Annotated in this window: 15 protein-coding genes; 5 read left to right on the top strand and 10 right to left on the bottom strand. The window is 65.5% G+C overall.

The genetic code is table 11. The annotated features are described in order from the left end of the window. The first annotated feature begins 131 nt into the window (after positions 1–131). On the top strand, positions 132–1,487 hold the full coding sequence (gene ilvA / locus AB0366_RS21375; RefSeq protein WP_366245709.1) for a threonine ammonia-lyase IlvA: 1,356 nt from the start codon (positions 132–134) through the stop codon (positions 1,485–1,487). Between the two features lies 1 nt (position 1,488). Here ilvA and AB0366_RS21370 read toward each other — a convergent pair whose 3' ends face one another. Beyond that, the gene (locus AB0366_RS21370; RefSeq protein WP_366245707.1) at positions 1,489–2,013 is read right to left on the bottom strand and encodes a TetR/AcrR family transcriptional regulator; all 525 of its coding nucleotides are present in this window, start codon (positions 2,011–2,013) and stop codon (positions 1,489–1,491) included. A gap of 135 nt (positions 2,014–2,148) precedes the next feature. Here AB0366_RS21370 and AB0366_RS21365 point away from each other — a divergent pair, with 135 nt between their 5' ends. Then, a complete protein-coding gene (locus AB0366_RS21365; protein WP_366245768.1) occupies positions 2,149–3,696 on the top strand; it encodes an MFS transporter in 1,548 nt (515 codons plus the stop codon). Here AB0366_RS21365 and treZ read toward each other — a convergent pair. The 4 genes from treZ to AB0366_RS21345 all read right to left on the bottom strand — a co-directional run bounded on the left by treZ (position 3,669) and on the right by AB0366_RS21345 (position 12,327). Continuing rightward, complete coding sequence (treZ, locus tag AB0366_RS21360; protein WP_366245706.1) at positions 3,669–5,444, bottom strand: malto-oligosyltrehalose trehalohydrolase; 1,776 nt, start codon at positions 5,442–5,444, stop codon at positions 3,669–3,671. The two genes, AB0366_RS21365 and treZ, sit on opposite strands and share 28 nt — an antisense overlap. Further along, complete coding sequence (gene treY, locus AB0366_RS21355; RefSeq protein WP_366245705.1) at positions 5,441–7,816, bottom strand: malto-oligosyltrehalose synthase; 2,376 nt, start codon at positions 7,814–7,816, stop codon at positions 5,441–5,443. Before treY ends, treZ begins: the two co-directional genes overlap by 4 nt. A gap of 3 nt (positions 7,817–7,819) precedes the next feature. Next, a complete protein-coding gene (glgX, locus tag AB0366_RS21350; RefSeq protein ID WP_366245704.1) occupies positions 7,820–10,111 on the bottom strand; it encodes a glycogen debranching protein GlgX in 2,292 nt (763 codons plus the stop codon). Positions 10,112–10,188: 77 nt separating this feature from the next. Then, positions 10,189–12,327, bottom strand: coding sequence for an acyltransferase family protein (locus AB0366_RS21345; protein ID WP_366245703.1), 2,139 nt, complete (start codon positions 12,325–12,327; stop codon positions 10,189–10,191). 295 nt (positions 12,328–12,622) lie between these two features. Here AB0366_RS21345 and AB0366_RS21340 point away from each other — a divergent pair, with 295 nt between their 5' ends. Then, a complete protein-coding gene (locus AB0366_RS21340; RefSeq protein ID WP_366245702.1) occupies positions 12,623–13,837 on the top strand; it encodes an MFS transporter in 1,215 nt (404 codons plus the stop codon). Between the two features lie 529 nt (positions 13,838–14,366). On the opposite strand, the gene AB0366_RS21335 is transcribed toward AB0366_RS21340, so the two are convergent. After that, positions 14,367–15,164, bottom strand: coding sequence for a MerR family transcriptional regulator (locus AB0366_RS21335; protein WP_366245701.1), 798 nt, complete (start codon positions 15,162–15,164; stop codon positions 14,367–14,369). 147 nt (positions 15,165–15,311) lie between these two features. Between AB0366_RS21335 and AB0366_RS21330 the strand changes: the two genes are divergently transcribed. Then, positions 15,312–16,178, top strand: a complete 867-nt coding sequence (locus AB0366_RS21330) for a sensor domain-containing diguanylate cyclase (protein ID WP_366245699.1) — start codon at positions 15,312–15,314, stop codon at positions 16,176–16,178. A gap of 6 nt (positions 16,179–16,184) precedes the next feature. Here the strand turns inward: AB0366_RS21330 and AB0366_RS21325 are convergent, their stop codons facing one another. Next, on the bottom strand, positions 16,185–16,781 hold the full coding sequence (locus AB0366_RS21325; RefSeq protein WP_366245698.1) for a CHAP domain-containing protein: 597 nt from the start codon (positions 16,779–16,781) through the stop codon (positions 16,185–16,187). 47 nt (positions 16,782–16,828) lie between these two features. On the opposite strand from AB0366_RS21325, the gene AB0366_RS21320 reads away from it, so the two are divergent. Then, positions 16,829–17,605, top strand: a complete 777-nt coding sequence (locus AB0366_RS21320) for an NAD-dependent deacylase (protein WP_366245696.1) — start codon at positions 16,829–16,831, stop codon at positions 17,603–17,605. Positions 17,606–17,648: 43 nt separating this feature from the next. Here the strand turns inward: AB0366_RS21320 and AB0366_RS21315 are convergent, their stop codons facing one another. The 3 genes from AB0366_RS21315 to AB0366_RS21305 are packed head-to-tail and all read right to left on the bottom strand — an operon-like array spanning position 17,649 to position 19,965. Next, positions 17,649–18,710, bottom strand: a complete 1,062-nt coding sequence (locus AB0366_RS21315; RefSeq protein ID WP_366245695.1) for an ABC transporter permease — start codon at positions 18,708–18,710, stop codon at positions 17,649–17,651. Further along, positions 18,707–19,567: an ABC transporter ATP-binding protein gene (locus AB0366_RS21310; protein WP_366245694.1), complete on the bottom strand. Its 861-nt coding sequence runs from the start codon at positions 19,565–19,567 to the stop codon at positions 18,707–18,709. The genes AB0366_RS21315 and AB0366_RS21310 overlap by 4 nt, the downstream gene beginning before the upstream one ends. Continuing rightward, positions 19,564–19,965 carry a GntR family transcriptional regulator gene (locus AB0366_RS21305; RefSeq protein WP_121869647.1) on the bottom strand — a complete coding sequence of 134 codons (402 nt, stop codon included), beginning with the start codon at positions 19,963–19,965 and terminating at the stop codon, positions 19,564–19,566. The genes AB0366_RS21310 and AB0366_RS21305 overlap by 4 nt, the downstream gene beginning before the upstream one ends. Between the last annotated feature and the right edge of the window lie 31 nt (positions 19,966–19,996).

The following is a 19,996-nucleotide window of genomic DNA, read 5'->3' as shown; positions in this document are numbered from 1 at the left end:
GAGTATTCAGATGCCCACCTGTCCAGGTAGGCATCTGAATATTGGGTGGGCCAAAGCTGAAGATCAGCACCGGTCGCCGTTCACCCGGTCCCGGATGGGCAACCGTTCCACGCTGGTGGCAGCATGTCCTGGTGTCTTCATCCCCTGAACTCGCCTCCCAGCACTCATCGTCGGTAGCCGTCACCGCTGCCGACATCGATGCCGCTGCGGTGCGAATTTCTTCGGTGGTGGCCGCGACACCCCTGCAGCTGTGCGAGCGGCTGTCGGCCGAGACGGGCGCGAAGGTCTACCTCAAGCGCGAGGACCTGCAGATCGTGCGGTCGTACAAGATTCGCGGCGCGTACAACCTGATGGATCAGCTGACCGACGCCGAGCGCTCCGTGGGCGTGGTGACGGCGAGCGCCGGAAACCACGCGCAGGGCGTCGCCTTCGCATGCCGCACGATGCAGGTCCGCGGTCGCATCTACGTCCCGGCCAACACTCCCAAGCAGAAGCGTGACCGCATCCGGGTGCACGGTGGCGAGTTCGTCGATCTCATCGTCATCGGCGATACGTTCGACGCGGCAGCTGCCGCGGCTGCCGAGGATGTCGCTCGTACCGGTGCCACGATGGTGCCGCCGTTCGACGATCCCCGTACCGTCGCCGGCCAGGGCACCATCGCCGCCGAGATAGTCGACCAACTCGGTAGCGCACCGGACGTCGTCGTCATGCCCGTCGGCGGCGGCGGATGCATCGCAGGCATCTCGAGTTACCTGCGCGAGCGCGCACCGCAGACCTCGCTGGTGGGCGTCGAGCCGTCCGGAGCCGCGTCGATGACCGCCGCACTCATCGCCGGTGGTCCGGTCACGCTCGCCGACATCGATCCGTTCGTCGACGGCGCTGCCGTCCGCCGCATCGGGGACGTGCCTTACGCCGCGCTGCGGTCGCTGGGGGCGAGTGTGGTTTCGCACGCCTCCCTGCCACTGCTCACTGCGCCGGTGTTCGACAGTGCGGGCCCCGGTGCGTTTCTGATCACGCAGATCGACGAGGGCGCGATCTGCACTGCGATGCTGGCGCTCTATCAGAACGAGGGCGTCATCGCCGAGCCCGCAGGGGCGCTCGCCGTCGCCGCGCTCGAGCACCTCGACATCGCCCCCGGCAGCACCGTTGTGTGCCTGGTCTCGGGTGGCAACAACGACGTCTCCCGCTACGGCGAAATCCTCGAGCGCTCGCTGGTTCACCTGGGGCTCAAGCACTACTTCCTGGTGGACTTCCCGCAGGAACCCGGGGCGCTGCGCCGATTCCTCGACGAGGTCCTCGGCCCCGAGGACGACATCACGCTGTTCGAGTACGTCAAGCGCAACAACCGCGAGACCGGTGCTGCTCTGGTCGGCATCGAACTCGGGTCGGCGGGCGGGCTCAGTCCGCTTCTCGAACGCATGCGTGATTCGCACCTGCAGGTCGAGCAGCTCGAGCCAGGCTCGCCGGTGTACCGCTACCTGACGTGAGCTACCGACCGAGCAGGCGATCGACCACGCGTCGATGCAGGTCGGGGTCCACCCCCGGGAGATCGAGAAGGGCTCCGAGGTAGATGCCGTCACCGACGAGTCGGATGATCTCGGCCTGAACCGGATCGTCGATTTCGGTGCGCAGACCCTCGTCCCACAACCGCATCATCTCGGTGACGGCGTCCTGCACCTCGCCGGAATTGCCGTCGACGCTGCGCAAGGCGGCCAGGGTCGATCGATACAGGGCGATCTCCTTCTCGGAGATGGAGCCGGGCGGTTGCAGATACCACTCGGCCACCGAGGTGCCGCCTGCTGCGGCGTCGGCGCGCTGCTGATCGGCCTGGGCGCCGAGTCGTCGCACCATGGCGGCAATCAGCGCGTCCTTGGTCTTGAAGTGGTAGAGCAGTCCGCCCTTGGAGACGCCTGCGGCGGCGGCGACGCTGTCGAGGGTCACTTTGGTCATGCCGTGTTCGATCAGCATCGATTCGAGAGCGTCGAGTATTCGGTCGCGGGTGTCCGATGACATGAAACTCACTTTACCGGCTGGACGGTTCGCGGTACTCTCGATCACTGTACCGGCTGGACGGTCGGTACTCGTCGTCGCTTCGGGCCGTCTCGCACGGTCATCGAGCGCAGAACGTAGGAGATCGTCGTGAGTGACGTGAGCACCGGTTCGGTGCACGAGGTCGCCGGAGCGTCCGAGCATCGGGCCGGCCCCCGAGATTGGCTCGGGTTGGTGGTGCTGGCGTTCGCGGTGCTGCTCATCGCTGTTGACGGCACGGTCCTCGATCTGGCTCTGCCCTTCGTCAGCGCGGATCTGGCACCGACCAGCAATCAGCTGCTGTGGATCATCGACGTCTACTCGTTCGTCCTGGCCGGCCTGCTCATCACCATGGGCACGCTCGGCGATCGGATCGGTCGGCGTCGACTGCTGTTGATCGGAGCAGCGGGTTTCGGTATCGCCTCGCTCGTCGCCGCTGTCTCGACCAGCGCCGAGATGCTCATCGCCGCCCGGGTGCTGCAGGGCATCTCCGGCGCAACGCTGATGCCCGCGACGCTGGGCTTGATCAGGACCATCTTCTTGAACCCGCGTCAGCGCGTCGCCGCGATCGGAGTGTGGGGCGCGATGGCCGGCGGCGGTGCCGCAGCCGGGCCGCTCGTGGGCGGCTGGCTGCTCGAGCACTACTGGTGGGGATCGGTGTTCCTGATCAACATCCCCGTGATGATCGTGCTGATCGCTCTCGGGCCGTTGGTCATCCCCGAGTCCAAGGATCCGAACCCGGGGCGCTTCGACCTGACGAGCTCGGCACTGTCGATGCTCGCCATCGTCCCCGTGGTGTTCGCGGTGAAAGAGACTGCGGCACACGGATTCGACGTGGTCTACCTGCTCTCCGCGGTGGTCGGCGTCATCGCCGGATTCGTGTTCGTCCGTCGGCAGCGAACTCTTGCCGCCCCGATGATCGACCTACGACTGTTCGCCAACCGGGCATTCTCGACGGGCGTGGCCACGAACTTCCTGTCGGTGTTCGCACTCGCCGGCGTGTTGTTCTTCGGCTCGCAGTACCTGCAGCTCGTACTCGGCAACAGTCCACTCGAAGCCGGACTGTTACTGCTGCCGGGTACCGCCGCCAGTATCGTCACCTCACTGCTGGTCGCGGTCCTGGTTCGATACTTCAGCGCGGGAACGGTTCTCGGTGTCGCGATGTTCGTCGCGGCTGCGGGCGCAGGCATCCTGGTCGGCTTGGCCACGGACAGTGGTCCGGCGCTCTTCATCGCCGGGTTCGTGCTCGTGGGAGCCGGCGTGGGTGTCGCGCTGACGCTCACCTCCGAACTGGTGGTCAGCGCGGTCGAACCCGAACGAGCGGGAGCTGCCTCGGCAGTGTCGGAGACCGCGTACGAGCTGGGTATCGCATTGGGTGTCGCCGTACTCGGCACCGTGGTCATGGCCATCTTCCGTCGCGGAATCGACGTCACCCAGCTGACCCCCGAGCTCGGAGCAAAGGCAGGCGAAACACTCGGCGGCGCGGATGCGGTGGCTCGTGAGTTGCCGGACTCGGTGGCGACGGTTCTGCTCGATTCCGCTCATGCTGCGTTCGTGTCGGGCATGCATGTCGCGGCCGTCGCCACCGCGGTGGTGCTGGCGATCACCGCCGTATTCGTCCTGGTCAACCTACGTAGGCGTCAGGACTCCAGTACGACGACGGAGTGACCGGGAACCGTGGTGGCAGAGCGGGTTTCGTTCGAGGTCGTCGGCTCCCATTCGAGCAGTGTGGAGCCGCCGACCGGTACTGTCACCGCGGATTCGGACAGGTTGGACACCACGCTGATGCGGCCTCGGCGTACGACGATCCACTGCGCGTCCTCGTCGTACTCCACCTTCACGTGGTCGAGCCACGGATCGGTCAGTTCGGTCCGGTCACGGCGCAGCCGGAGCAGATCGCGGTAGAAGGCCAGCAGCCGCGCATGATCGCCGTCGCCGAGCTCCGACCAGTTCAGCTTCGACCGTGTGAACGTCTCGGGATCCTGCGGATCGGGGATATCGCTCTTGTCCCAACCGTGCTCGGCGAACTCCGCCTTGCGCCCCTCTGCGGTCGCCTTGCCCAGCTCGGGCTCGGGGTGCGAGGTGAAGAACTGGAACGGCGTCGACGCTCCCCATTCCTCGCCCATGAACAGCATCGGAGTGTAGGGCGAGGTCAGCACCAGGGCGGCCTTGATCGCGAGCTGGCCGGGGGAGAGGTAGAAGCCCGGTCGGTCACCGATCGCGCGGTTGCCCACCTGGTCGTGTGTGGTCGTGTAGGTCACCAGGGAACTGGCCGGGATACGCCGGGTGTCCAGTGGGCGACCGTGGATGCGACCACGGAAACTCGAGTACGTACCGGCGTGAAAGAAGCCCTGCCGCAACGTGTTCGCAAGCCCCTGCAGCGAACCGAAATCCCCGTAGTAGCCCTGCCGCTCACCGGAGACCGCGGCGTGGATCGCATGGTGGATGTCGTCGTCCCACTGGGCATCGAGTCCGTAACCGCCACCCGACCGAGCAGTGATCAGCATCGGATCGTTGAGATCGCTCTCGGCGATCAGGGTCAATGGCCGACCCAGATGTGCGGAGAGGCTGCGAGTTTCGATCGACAGCTGTTCGAGCAGGTGCACCGCAGTGTGGTCGACGATCGCGTGCACCGCGTCGAGTCGCAGCGCGTCGATGTGGAATTCGGCGAACCAACGCAGCGCGTTGTCGAGGGCGTAGCGGCGCACCTCACCCGAGTCGGCCTCGGCGTAATTGATCGCCTGGCCCCAGCTGTTGGCACCCTCGGTCATGTACGGGCCGAAGCGGTCCAGGTAGTTGCCGGACGGTCCGAGGTGGTTGTAGACCACGTCCAGAACGACGCCGATGCCGCGGCCATGGCAGGCATCGACCAAGCGCTGCAACCCTTCCGGGCCGCCGTATCCCTCGTGCACGGTGTACCAGAGAACACCGTCGTAGCCCCAGTTGTGCACGCCGTTGAACCCGTTGACCGGCATGATCTCGATGAACGTCACGCCGAGATCGACGAGGTGATCGAGCTTGGTGATGGCCGCGTCGAACGTGCCCTCGTCGGTGAACGTGCCGATATGGAGCTCGTAGATCGACGAGCCGGGCAGTTGCCGTCCGGTCCAGGCCGCGTCGGTCCACAGCGTCGGATCGATCTCGAAGACCTGGGACAGCTCGTGTACCCCGTCGGGCTGCCGGGGTGACCGCGGATCCGGGAGCGCCTTGTCTGCGTCGTCGAGCAGGAAGCCGTAACGACTCGTCGGGCTGCAGTCGACGTCCGCGTGCCACCACCCGTTCGAGGAGCGCTGCATCGGATGCACCGCGTCGTCGAGCTGGAGGCGGACGGTCTTCGGGCTCGGTGCCCAGACCTGGAACCGACGAGTCGCTGCCGGTGATGTCGCTGCCGGTGATGTATCTGCGGAGGACGTCACTGTTTCACCGTTCCTTCGTTGTCGCGCACCAGAAGTGCGACCGGGAGTGAGGCGAACACCTCGGCCACCGACACCGTGCCGGTGTGTTCGACGTCGGTGATGCGGTCGAGCCAGCGGCCGTCGGGCAGGGTCACGGTTGTCTCGCCCCAGCCCTTCTCCGATACGCCGAGCGAAAGCCTCGTCGCGAGTGCGAGCACGTCGGCGTGGCCGGCCACCGGGCCGCGCGCGAATCCGACGAGGTGCTCGGCCGCGGATCCGTCCGCGACGATGGGTGTGTAGGTTCCGCCGACGAAACTCTCGGGCCGCTCGCGTCGCACGTGCAGTGCGGAGCGAACGACGGCGAGCTTGGCAGCGCCGGTGTCGATCGAGAGCGCAGCGGAATTCGAGGCGGCGAGCATCGATCGACGGACCGAGTAGTCGACGGGCCTGCGGTTGTCGGGGTCGACGAGCGAGTCCTCCCACAACTCGGTGCCCTGGTAGACGTCGGGGATGCCGGGCCCGGCCAGGTTCAACAGCTTCTGACCCAGTGCGTCGGAATGGCCGTGCGGGGCGAGCTTCTCGACAAGCATCGACATCGAACGCGCGACGGCACCGTCGAAGATCGCGTCGAGCCAGCTGTGCACCGCGGACTCGAATTCCTCGTCCGGGTTGGTCCACGTCGTGCGAAGGGCAGCCTCGCGGATCGCCTTCTCCGCGTAGGCGTGGACGCGTTCACGCAACGAGGACGTGACCACTCCGTCGGTAGGCCAGACTCCGAACAGGTTCTGCCACAGGAACATTCCGGTTGTACCGTCCGGACTCGGGGTCAGTTCTTCCCAGTCGGTGATGCATCGGGCCCACAGTTCGGGGGTCTGCGACAGCACGCCGATGCGCGCCCGCACGTCCTCGCCTCGCTTGGTGTCGTGAGTCGACAGCGTGGTCATCGCCGCCGGCCAGCGCTTCGCGCGGTCTGCGTTGGTGAGATGGAAGAACTCTGTGCTGCAACCGAATCGGCTGGGATCGCCGCCGACCTCCTGCAAGGAGATGAGTCGGTTCGCGCGGTAGAACAGGCAGTCCTCGACGCCCTTGGCGGTGACGGCACCGCACACCTGATCGAATCGCACCGGCGATTCGGCACCACTGATCAGAGCCGTCGTCAACGCGCCGAGGCCGGCTGCAAGCTCGGGCTGCTCCTCGCCGATCTCCGCGATCACGCCGGGCAGTACGCGCGCGAGCGGCGCGTAGTCGGTTCGGTACACGGGGACGGCCGCGACGACGGCGACGATCGCGTCGATGACGGACTCGAGATCGACGGTGGTGCCGGACTCGCGCACGACGGCCCGCGCGAGGCGTCGCACCTCCGGGGACAGATCGCCGCGGGCGACACCGGTCTTGAGGTCGAGTTCGGTCTCGTGCAGCGTCTCGCTGTCGTAGGCGATGCCCGAACGAACCTGGGACAACGCGGTGAGTGCGTGCACGCCCTCGGGATCGACGAACACTCCGCCGACCGCGGCCAAGGCGTCGTATCCGGTCGTACCGTCGACGGGGAGCGATTCGTCCAGCGGTTCGCCGTCGGCCAGGATCTTCTCGATGACCAGCCATCGGTCCGGGCCGAGAAGTCCGCGTAGTTCGGTGAGATAGCCGGCGGGGTCGGCCAGGCCGTCGGGATGGTCGACGCGAAGTCCGTCGATCAGACCGTCCTCGATCCAGCTGGCCACCTGACGATGCGAGTCGGTGAAGACGTCGAGGTCTTCCTGCCGGATTCCCGCCAGACCGTTCACCGAGAAGAACCGGCGGTACCCGATCAGCCCGTCGGACCAGCTCACCAGACGGTACGACTGACGGTCGTGCACGGCCTGGGCGTCGCCGCTGTCGGTGCCGTCGGCGATGGGGAAGCGGTGCTCGTAGAACGCGAGCAGAGGCTGATCCTCGGAGCGGTCGACGGTCAGCTCGCCGACGTCGCTCGCGCTACCGAGGACGGGGATGGCGATCTTGCCATCGACCCCGTTGTCGGCTCCGAAGTCGATGTCGAAGTACGTCGCGTACTCGGAGTCGCGACCACGACGCAGTACGTCCCACCACCATCCGTTCTGCCGCGGATCCTCCACTCCGACGTGGTTGGGCACGATGTCGACGATGATCCCCATGCCTAGTTCGGCGGCACGAGAATGCAACTGCGTCAACGCTTCTCGGCCCCCCAGTGCAGCCGAGACCGCCCCGGTATCGGTGACGTCGTAACCGTGCGTCGACCCGTCCGTTGCCGTCAGGATCGGTGACAGATAGAGGTGGGTGACCCCGAGGTCGTGCAGGTAGTCGACCACGTCGGAGGCGTCGGACAGGGTGAAGGCATCGCCCCGCAGTTGTAACCGGTATGTACTGGTGGGCAGCGGCATGTGTCAGGCAGTCTTTCGTAGAACGAGCAGGGAACGAGCGGTGACCTCCACCGGTGTACCCGCTTCGATCGTTTTCTCACTTGCCCCGGTTCGCGACGCGGTGTTCAGCGCCACCGTCCATTCCTTTGCGTAGTTTCCGTCGGGGGTCACGAACTCGATGGTCTCGTGATGTGCGTTGAAGCACAACAGGAACGAGTCGTCGATGACGCGCTCGCCGCGCTGATTCGGTTCCGGGATTCCGTCACCGTTGAGGAACACCGTGAGTGATTTGCCGAATCCGCTGTCCCAGTCCTCGGGAGTCATCTCCTCGCCCGCGGGGGTGAGCCAGGCGATGTCTCGGGCCTGCTCGCCGGTTCGAATGGGACGGCCCTCGAAGAACCGACGACGCCGGAACACCGGGTGGTCGGCGCGCAATGCGATGGCGTTGCGCGTGAACTCGATCAGTTCGGCGTTCTTCTCTGCCAACGACCAGTCCATCCAGGCCAGTTCGGAGTCCTGGCAGTAGACATTGTTGTTGCCCTGCTGAGTGCGCGCCATCTCGTCGCCGTGGGCGATCATCGGCGTGCCCTGGCTGAGCAGCAACGTCGCCATGATGTTGCGGATCTGGCGGGCACGCAGATCCAGGATCTCCGGATCGTCCGTCGGGCCTTCCACGCCGCAGTTCCACGAGCGGTTGTGGCTCTCGCCGTCGTTGTTGTCCTCACCGTTGGCGTCGTTGTGCTTGTCGTTGTACGACACCAGATCGTTGAGGGTGAACCCGTCGTGCGCGATGACGAAGTTGATGCTGGCACCGGGGCGACGGCCGGTGGCCTCGTACAGATCCGAGGATCCGGTCAGTCTGGATGCGAACTCGCCCAGCGTGGCCGGCTCGCCCCGCCAGTAGTCGCGCACGGTGTCGCGGTACTTGCCGTTCCACTCCGTCCACAGGCCGGGGAAGTTGCCGACCTGGTAGCCGCCTTCGCCCACGTCCCAGGGCTCGGCGATCAGCTTCACCTGGCTGACGACCGGATCCTGTTGCACCAGATCGAAGAACGCGCTCAGGCGATCGACGTCGTGCAGTTCGCGGGCCAGGGTGGACGCGAGGTCGAATCGGAATCCGTCCACGTGCATCTCGGTGACCCAGTAGCGCAGTGAATCCATGATGAGCTGGAGGGTGTGCGGGTGTCGCGCGTTGAGGCTGTTGCCGGTACCGGTGTAGTCCATGTAGTGCTCGAGGTCGCCGTCGACGAGCCGGTAGTACGCGGCGTTGTCGATGCCGCGGAAGCTGATGGTCGGGCCCATGTGGTTGCCCTCGGCGGTGTGGTTGTAGACCACGTCGAGGATCACCTCGATGCCGGCGGCGTGGAACGCACGAACCATGGCCTTGAACTCGGTGACCGCGGCACCGGGAGACTGCAGCGAGGAGTACTCCGCATGCGGGGCGAGGAAGCCGAAGGTGTTGTAGCCCCAGTAGTTTCGCAGTCCCTTGTCCAGCAGAACCTGATCCTGCATGAACTGGTGCACCGGCATCAGCTCGATGGCCGTGACACCGAGGTGGTTGAGGTGGTCGATGATCACCGGATGCGCCAGGCCCGCGTAGGTGCCGCGCTCGGATTCGGGGATGTCGGGATGGTTGATCGTCATGCCCTTGACGTGGGCCTCGTAGATCACCGTCTCGTGATACGGGCGCTTGGGGGCGCGATCGGCCTGCCAGTCGAAGAAGGGGTTGATCACGACGGTGGTCATCGTGTGTCCGAGCGAATCGTGCTGGGGGAAGTCGTTGTTCGGCACGTCGTCGTGCGCGACGGGAGCTTCCTCGATGATCTCGTTTTCGGGATCGGCGAGATCGGTGGCGTCCTCGAACGGGGCCTCGGAGTCGAGTGGATCCGCGGATTCCTCGTCGACCTGTAGCTCGGTCTCGGGTTCGGGAGCCGGCGCGTCCATGTTGTACGAGAACAGCGATCGATCGCCGTCGAACGATCCCTCGAACGCCTTGCCGTACGGATCCACGAGCAGCTTGCTCGGGTCACAGCGATGCCCGGCTGCCGGATCCCACGGGCCGTGAACGCGGTAGCCGTAGCGCTGACCGGGCACCACCGTGGGCAGATATGCGTGCCAGACGTAGCCGTCGGACTCCTCGAAACGGATGCGGGTCTCGGTTCCGTCGTCGGCGATCAGGCACAGATCCACGGCCTCCGCGACCTCGGAAAACAGTGCGAAATTGGTTCCTGCTCCGTCGTAGGTCGCGCCGAGCGGATAAGCGGATCCCGGCCATACTGCGATGGCTGGCGTGTCGTCGGAGGCTTCGTGCAGCATGGATCAACCCTACTGTGGCGGGTGGGCCCGGGCTTACCGAGCGCGAGCCGCATGCCCCTGGCCTTGGACCGACTGGATCACGGTCCGGCCCACCAGCCGGTGGCCGATCCGATCTGTCGGCCCAGCTCGGTGGTGAGGGTTCGCACGTAGGTCGCGGTGAGATGGTGTTCGTCACGGTAGATCAGAACGTTGCCCTGCTCGGCGCGGCACATGGTGTCGTCGCACACCGCATCGGACAGGTCGAGAGCGGAGAACCCGCGCAGCTGAAACGAGGAGGCCAAGGCCGGGTTGACGGGGTCCAACGCCTCGTCCCTCGGGATACCGCAGGAAGTGGCCGTGCCGCCGTCGGCGAGGCAGTCGATGGCCCGATACGCGAGCCACGGCGTGTCTCGGATGCCCAGAACTCCGACGCCGTCCGCGGTCAGTTGCTGCCACACCGAGGCGTACCAGGGGGGCGTGAAGTCGCCGGGGGCGTCCTCCCGAGGCCGAGTGGCAGTGGTGAACACGTAGTCCGGCTTCATGTCGGCGATGTCGGCGAGCACGGTCTGCGTCCAGTCCAGGCAATCCGGGTACTCGTTCGGACCGAGCATCGGCATCGTGTTCGCGCTCAGCGGGCATCCCATCTTCAGGAAGGTGACCACCGCGAAGCCGTGCTGACGTCCCAGGGCGTCGAGGGCCGTGACCCAGTGCTCGGCGTGCGAGCTGCCGGCCAACACGATGGTCCGGGTCGCGTCGACATCGCCGTAGGAGCACGAGATCGCGTCCCGGGTCTCGAAGTCCGCGATGCAGCCCTCGAGGGTGGTGGCCGGCAGGTCCTCGGGTGCGGAGTAGAGGGGCGGGCTCAGGTCGGCAGGGTCCGAGCGAATTCCGTCGGTCAATTCGAGCGCCCCCGGGTGGGTCAGCTCGTCGACCGATCCATCGGCCTGCACGGCGTTGATCGATTGGCTGATGTAGGCGTTCCATCCGATCGAACTCGCGGTGACCGCGATCGCGGCCACCACTGCGCAGGCGGTCACCGCGATGCGTCCCGGGGTGAACGTCGTCGACTGCGTGGGTCGCTCGACCAGTCGGACGGTGAGGAACGCGAGTGCGATGGAGGCAGCCACGATGCCCAGGCCGCCGAGCATGTCGACGTGGGACCGACCGGTGGCCGAAAGGTAGAAGATCAGCAGCGGCCAGTGCCACAGGTAGAGCGGAAACGCGATGGATCCGAGCCAGGCGAAGAACCGGTTGGAGAGCGTGGTCGCTACGGCGGTCTCGGAGCCCGCGACGATCAATGCGAGGGTGGCCAGTACCGGAACGAGGGCCAAAGGGCCGGGAAATGCAGCCACACCGTCGACGAGAAAGCCACACGCGACGATGGCTGTCATGCCGACAACGGCAAGGGCACCGCGTGCGGTCGACCACTTTCGGGTGTCGTGGGCCGCCGGCTCGTCGCTGCGTGCGGCGAACACGGCGGCGACTGCGGCACCGAGCATGATCTCCCACAGCCGCGCCCCGGTGTCGTAGTAGTTCCACGCCTGGTGGCGTCGAACACCGTCCGCTGCATAGACGAAGGACAGCACGGCGACGATCGCGAAGATCACGGCAAAGGTGTGCGGTCGGAGACTTCGTGGTCCCTCCGGTCGCGCGATGCGTCGGACCCACGCGAGACCAAACACGACGGCAATGGCCAGTAGATAGAACTGGAATTGCACGGCCACCGACCACAGATGCTGAACGGGACTGACCGAGGGGTCGGCCGCCAGGTAGTCGTTGGCCGTCGTCGCCAGCTGCCAGTTCACGAAGTAGAAGACACCGGACACCAGTTGATCGCCCAGGTCGGCCCATCGGGTCCGCGGAAGCAGGAACACCGATGTGACGGCCACCGCGAACAAGGTGATCAGCAACGGCGGGCCGAGTCTGCGCAGTATCCGCGAGATGCGAGTGATCGGGTTCAGGCTTGCGCCGGACTCGGCCGATCTCAGCAGAGATGCGGTGAAGAAGAAGCCGGACAGGGTGAGAAATACATCGACGCCGCCCGACACTCGACCCATCCAGATGTGGAAGACCACAACGAGGGCGATGGCGACACCACGCAGGCCGTTGAGATCATGCCGCTGCGGTGGCCGACGCGGCCCGCTGGGTGGCGGAGCTGTGGCCCCCTGAGCCGGAACAACCGGGGCCGAGGTATCGGCGACCGAATCGGTATCGGCGCTGCTCTGGGGTGCGTGCATGGTGGAGAAGTGACTTCCCGGCTGTGTATCGACCACTCGGTCGGGGGTCGCGGACGGTGGTACCCGATTCAGGTGAGATCGGGGATTCAGGGGCAAACAATACGTGTACATGAGGTGAAGTACCCCTCGGAGTCTGCTTTGCGGCGATAGTCCCAGTTCGCGGACGGTTTCGGGCACATCCTCGCGTTGATCGGCTTGCGCATGTATGGGGCGTGTGCAAGCCTTTATCAGGCGCGTGCAACTACGCGCGACAGCTCGATAATTGCGTACGCATATTCCATTCAGGAGTTCAGACATGCCACTCGGCTTGCTCGCCCTCGCCATCGGGGGATTCGGAATAGGTTTGACCGAATTCGTCATCATGGGCCTACTGCCCGAAGTCGCGGCCGATTTTGCGGTCACCGAGGCCACCGCCGGTTGGCTCATCACCGGCTATGCGCTGTCCGTCGTCGTCGGGGCCCTGGTCGTCACCGCCGCCGTGACACGGTTTCCTCGCAAGAACGTCTTGCTCGCACTGATGTGTCTGTTCATCGTCGGCAATCTCGTCTCCGCACTGTCGAGCAGTTACGAGATGATGCTGCTAGGCCGTGTCGTCGCAGCGCTGTGTCACGGAGCGTTCTTCGGCATCGGTGCCGTCGTCGCGGCAAGCCTGGTCGAGCCGGCGAAGAAGGCAGGAGCGATCGCGATGATGTTCGCCGGCCTGACCGCCGCCAACGTGCTCGGAGTTCCGTTCGGGACGTTACTGGGGCAGAACCACGGTTGGCGCTCGACGTTCTGGGCGATCACGGTGATCGGCGTCGTCGCGCTGATCGGAATCGCCGCCCTCGTTCCTCGCAACACCGGGAGCGGTGAGGTGAGCAATCTGCGTCGAGAATTGCGAGCGTTCCGGTCGGTGCAGGTATGGCTCTCCATCGCGGTCACGGTGCTCGGTTACGGCGGCATGTTCGGTGCGTTCACGTACATCGCGTTCACGCTCACCGACGTCAGTGGCTTCGCGTCGAGTTCGGTGCCGTGGCTCCTCGTGTTGTTCGGCGGCGGACTGTTCGTCGGCAACTACCTCGGCGGAAAGGCGGCAGACCGCAACCTCACCGGCACGCTGACGATTCTGCTCGGTGCACTGACCGTCGTACTCGTCTTCTTCGCGCTCACCGCGGACAGTCGCCCGGCGACGATCGCATCTCTCGTGCTCATGGGTGCGTTCGGCTTCGCGACGGTCCCGGGGCTGCAGATGCGGGTGATGTCGTTCGCATCCGACGCTCCGACGATGGCGTCCGGCGCGAACATCGCCGCGTTCAATCTCGGAAACGCGTTGGGCGCGTGGCTCGGCGGTGTGACGATCTCGGCCGGTCTCGGCTACACCTCGCCCATCTGGGCCGGATCCGCCATCACCTTGCTGGCCTTGATCGTTCTGGTGTTCGCGACCGGTCTGCTCCGACGCGCCGACGCGGATCCGGTCGCGGGGGCGGGCCGAGTGAGCGCTGCAACCAGTGCTGCGGGATCGTCCACCTGAAGGCCGAAGGACTGGGCACTGCCGTCGACCCTCCATCGTTTCAGGGGTGCGGGCACGCTGACCGTTGTGGCGCAGGACAAGTCGATGTCGACGATGGTGCCGTCCTGATTCGGTAGCACGAGCCGACCGCCGTCGAGAGTCGGCGACACGACGCCGTAGCGGCGGTGGATTCGGGCGGAGACGATGCTCGCTCGGTCCACCGTCGCGACGACCTTCCCGGAGGTTCGCAGAGTGAGCGTCGTCGGCGAGAGAACGTGAGGATGGACGCGGGTCAGTGCGACCGACGAGGTGAGCATCACCAGTGACGCCACCGACAGGGCTGCAATCACTGCGCTGATCCACAGCACCGGAATCAGCAGGTGCAGAACGACCATCTCGATGACGGTGACGACGCCGAACATCACCGGCATCGCAAGGGTTCCACGTACTGCCGTGAACGTTGCCGAGTCCGCGCCGATCGGCGCATGCCGTCCCCGCGCCCACAGCAGCAGCGCGCGCCATCTGCCGACCTGGACCGGGGTGTGGACCGTCATCGAGCAGCACCAGCGCGGCTCGGTTCGCTGGTCTGCAGCCGTGCGATGGCTTCGATGATCACTGCGCGCTGAGCGGGATCGGGCACGATGTCGTCGATACTCAGCGGGCCGCTCTCGTGGGCAGTGACCTCGGGCTCCGCCGAGGCGAGAGCCTGGATATCGAGCACCGACGCCAATTCTGCTGCGAGCGAATCGATGTCACCTGCGGCATCGTCGACCCCTCGGCCTTCGAGCGCGCTGAATCTGCGCAGGAGCGACAGATACTTCAGCCGGGTGCCGGGGTCGGCCAGGGTCGCGGTGATCGACTCGAAGAACGACGCGGGGACGGTGCCCGAGATCGCCATCACCTCGAGCAGGTCACGCTCACGGAGCAGCGCTTCTCGGTCGGTCTCGGCAGCGGCATCGATCAACGCGGCCAGTGTGTCCGCCGCATCGCGCGGCAGGGCCGTCATTCGGCGATGCTCGACGGCGTCGTCGAGCAGAGCCGACAAACGAGCGTGCTTGTGCGCCAAAGCTTTTTGCTCCGTTTCGATACCCGCGAGGAGAGCGCGCAGATCGGCGACCACGTCGCTCTCGTCCGGTGCGGACCGGTCGAGGGCGGCCGCGATCGCGCCGAGGGGCATTCCGGCATCGGCGAGCCAGCGGATTCTCATCAGTCGAACCACGTCGTCGATCGTGTACTCGCGATAGCCGTTGGACAGACGGCGTGGCTCACCGAGCAAGCCGAGACGGTGATAGTGACGCACTGTTCGAGGTGTCGTTCCGGCGGCGTCGGCCAGGGATCCGATTCTCATGTGTTCAGTGTGAACCTTGACGCTACGTCAAGGTCAAGATCGGCCACACCGTGCTCGAGAGCAGCCCGGTACGACGCACCGCGTATTCTCGGTGGTCTGTGCGATTCGACGTGGCTCGCACTGTTCGAGGAAGAGACCCGGCTGAAGATGGTCGACACCGATCGTTGGTATCGGGAGATGTTCGAGGCCAGCACGGTCGGATTGGCGTTGGCCGACGAGAACGGATTGTTGGTTCTCGCAAACGAGGCGTACGCGGCCATCGTCGGTTGCCCGCGCCATCTGTTGGCCGGCCGGTCCTCTCGCGAATTCACCCATCCCGACGATCTGGCCCAGCACGCTGCCATGGAACAGATCATGGCCGACGCCAAGGCGCGCGGGGAATCGGTTCACCTCGAGAAGCGCTATCTGCACGCCGACGGCACGGTCCGGTGGGGGTGGATCTCGGCCAGTGAGGTTCCCGGTCCCGGGGGTCTTCGGTGGACGATGGCCGTCGTGCACGACACCACCGATCGTCGGCGCATCGAGGACGACCTCCGCCAGGCCGCGCAGACCGATGCCCTCACCGGATTGCTCAACCGGCGTGGATGGCGCGATCGGCTGCATCAGTGGACGACACCGCGTGGTGCCGATGTGGCGTTGGCTCTGGCCATGGTCGACTTCGATCGGTTCAAGTCGTACAACGACAACTACGGGCACGGACGCGGAGACCGGCTGTTGATTCAGTTCTCGGCTGCTGCCGAGGACCTGCTCGGCGGCCGCGCCTCCATCGCGAGGTGGGGCGGCGAGGAGTTCGCACTCGCGATGCCCGGTGTGGGTTCGACGACCATGTCGGCTGTGCTGGCCGAGTTGTCGGCGGTCGTGCCCGACGAACAGACCTTCTCTGCCGGCTACACGACATTGCGTGTGGGGGAGTCCGTCGACGATTGCTTCGACCGCGCCGACATGTTGCTCTACCGAGCCAAACGAGACGGCGGTGCGCGTTCGTACGGCGACGCAGACGCCATCCCGACGTAGCGAGCATCAACCCTGCAGGCGACCGAATCCGACGACTCCGGAATCGGATGCGTAGTGCAGCGTGTGCACCCTGATCTTGCCTGCTTCGTTGCCGCCGACGGTGATGGCCTCGTCGCCTTCGACCGCCACGATCACGTTGGTGTGCTGGCCGGCCCAGCTGGTGTTGTCGTAGAGCACCACATCGCCCACCGATGGCGTGTAGTCGCCGACGGCCTCGTAACGTCCCTGCTCCTGGTAGTACTCCTGAAGGGTGTAGACGCCGGGAATGCGCCACGAACCCGAATGGGGATTCGACAGCGGCAGGCCCGCCTCCTTCATGATCCAGCTGACGAAATCGGCACACCAGGCCTCGTCTATTCCTTCGGCGTAGAACGTTCCCGGCCGCTGCAGCTCGTGCTCGGTGCGCAGGAGTTCGACCACCCGGGCCTGATCGGTAGTCAGCTCGCCGGCGTTCACCTCCGGAAATGCTTCGGTGTCCCACGGGAGGTACCGGCTCGGTGCCAGCCACAGAACCCCGGCCACTGCGACCACGACGACGGCCGTGCAGGCTGCCATCCACAGCGGCCACCGTCGTCGGGTTCGCGCGGTGGTGTCGATGCTCATGCGACCACGGTAGCGCGACGTGGCACACCGCTCGGCACAATGACCGGGTGACCACTTCCGCGAATCAGTCGCCCGTTGCCGTTCCGAAGCCCGTCGTGGACGCCGCGCGAGAGGCTTCGCGGATCACCGTACTCACCGGCGCAGGCATGTCCGCCGAGTCGGGGATCGCTACATTTCGGGACGCCCGGAGCGGGTTGTGGAAGGACTTCGATCCCAAGGATCTCGCCAGCCCCGAGGGGTGGCTGGCCGACAGCGATCTGGTGTGGGGCTGGTACCGGTGGCGAGCCGAATTGGTCCGACGCTCCGAGCCCAACGCCGGTCACGTGGCACTTGCGCAATGGCAGCAGCGGGCGCACGTCGACATCGCCACCCAGAATGTCGACGACCTGCACGAGAGGGCCGGGGCCACGGTTCTCTCGCACGTGCACGGGTCTCTGTTCGAGCCGTACTGCAGCGATTGTGGGACTCGAGCGCAGTTCGACGCTGCCGGTGACGCTCCGGCCGAGGCGGACCAGCGGGTTCCGCCGCCGGAGTGTCCGCTGTGCGGTGGGATGATCAGGCCGGGAACGGTGTGGTTCGGCGAATCCCTGCCCGAGGCCGCGTGGGAGGCGGCCAAGGACGCGGTTCGCGCGGCCGACCTGGTTCTCGTCGTCGGCACGTCGGGAGTCGTGTACCCGTTCGCCGGACTGCCTGCGATCGCCCGCAGCGCCGGAGCAACGGTGGTCGAGATCAACCCGGTCGAGACGGAGGTCTCGGACATGGCCGATCACCGGTGGCGCACCACGGCCGCGACGGGATTGCCTGCGTTGGTTGCGCAACTCTGAATCTGGTTGTCACCCGCAGCTTCGCATAGTGGCGAACCTGTCATCACGGCCGCAGGCGCCGAACCAGGAGCAGCGACAGCCCACCGAACAGAGCAGCGATCACCAGGGTCAGGGCCGTCTCGATCGCCTGGAATCGCCAGAACAGCCGATCCTCGTGGTACTTCGTCTCGAAAGCCTCGGCACCCTGTTCGCGGATGCAGTCGATCTCGATTCGGGCGTTGTCCGCGCGCTGACGGTCGGAGTACTGCTCGTATTCTGCGACCGTCTCGAATTCGCTCATGTCCCGGTAGTTGTCGAGCCAGTTGCACCGCTGCCAGTCGACGGCTACGGCATCACCGCGTCGATCGACGTAGTCCGACGAGACGTTCCACCGCGGATAGATCCTCATCGAATCCATCGGCAGATAGAAGTCCGGGGTGCCGCCGTACATGTCGCCCACTTTCTGCTCTACCGTCTGCCGCTCGACCTCGGGGCTCGCGTAGTGCTCGCGGATCTGAGTCGGCAGCAGCGCCAGTAGCGCAGTGGACACGACGATGGTCGTGATCATCGCGGCGATCGTGTTCCTCATGGCGAGTGCGCACGCTGCGCCGAGCATCAGTCCCACGGCCGTGTACGCGCCTGCTCCGAATCCTGTTGCGCCGAAGGTGGGGAAGTCCAAGCGGGACTCACCGGTGCTCATGAAGGTGAACGACCCCGGGGAGGTGCGGTATTTCGCCCAGTAGAGCGCGCAACCGAGCAACGCCATGGCGAGGATGGTCGGAACGAACACGACAAGTACGCGCACTCCGTACCACCGGCGTCTGCTCACCGATTGGGTCAGACCCAGGACATGGGAACGGCGTTCGAGGTCGCGGGAGAACACGGTGACCCCGACAAAAGTGCCGAGTACGACCGGAAGGGCGATGGTGAGAAGAATCGCCATGGTCTGCGCGGTCTCTGCCGTGCAGTAGTCCTCTCCGATCCCGAGGCAGCCCTGGAGCGCGGGAATCGGTGCCACACCACCGTCGATCAGTGTGATGGCAATCGTGATGGCCGCCAACAACAGTGGGCTCAGCACTCCGAACAGAATCGTTGTGCGGAACTGTCTCCACGTCACCCAGATCATGCCGCCACCGCCGCTCCGAGGTGGGCGAGCACGACGTCGTCCAGGGTGGCGTCTTCGACGGTCCAGCCCGGTCGCACGGTCTGCGGTCGGCTGCCGTGGACGACGAACACTGCTGCGCTGGAAGCGGATACGTCGGAGACGATGGTCCCGTCGTCGACGGTGGGTTCGGCATCGGAGCTACCGACGAGGAGGTAGTGCTCGGCTGTGATGGTGTCGAGTTCGCCGTCGAGTCGAATTCCTCCGTCGCGCAACAGCAGTAGTCGATCGGCGACGTCCACCAGTTCGGACAGCACGTGCGAGGACAGGACGATGGTTGTTCCGTTCTCGGCTGCGTCGCGCATCAGTGTGCGGGCCACGGCGCGTCGGGCAACGGGATCGAGGTCTGCGAGAGGCTCGTCGAGCAGAAGTACTTCCGGTCGTCGTCCCAACGCGAGTGCGAGGGCGACGCGGGTGCGGTGGCCGGGAGACAGTGATTTCACTCGCGCCGAGACGGAGATTCCGGCCGCATCGACCAGCTCGGCGGCGTAGGCATCGTCCCAGTGCACGTTTGTGTTTCGGCCGAATCGCAGCATGTCGTCGACGGTGAAGTTGGGATACAGGGGCTTGTGCTGGGCGAGATAGGACAGGCCGGAAGCGATCCCGCCTTGGCCCACCACTTCACCGAGAACTCGGACGGTTCCGGCGTCCGGTGCGAGTAGTCCGACGGCCAACGACATCAGAGTCGATTTGCCTGCACCGTTGGACCCGACCAATGCTGTGACGCTTCCTCTTTCGACGGCGAACGAGCATCGGTCGAGTACGGTCTTGCGTCGGAACGACTTGACCACCTCGTCCATGGTGAGAACCGCGTCGGTCATGATTCTTCTCTTTCGGGTCGGTCGAATTGTGTGTCGAGGGCTGCGGCGACGATCGCTTCGAGGTCCGGTCTGTCCAGTCCCGCTGCGAGACAGTGGCGAATCCAGCGGCCGAGTTCGGCCTCGAGTGCCGATCGTTCGGCCATGCCGGGTTTTGCCAGCGAGGCGACGACGAAAGTTCCCGATCCGGTCCGTGGTTCGACAAGGCCTTCTCGTTCGAGCTCGCGGTAGGCCTTGAGCACGGTGTTCGGGTTGATGGCGAGTGCCGTGACCACGTCCTTCGCCGTCGGGAGTTTGTCGCCGACAGCGAGTGATCCGAGGCGCAGGGCCTGTTTGGTCTGCAGTATCAGTTGGACATAGGTGGGGATGCCGGACTGACGATCGATGCGATACGCGATCATCAAGACCCTTTCACTAGTTGATTAGTGGAAG

The sequence above is a fragment of the Rhodococcus sp. NPDC076796 genome (assembly GCF_040702765.1).
Taxonomy (GTDB): Bacteria; Actinomycetota; Actinomycetes; order Mycobacteriales; family Mycobacteriaceae; genus Rhodococcoides.
Note: the sequence above shows the minus strand (reverse complement) of the source record. Positions and strands in the feature narration are given on the sequence as shown.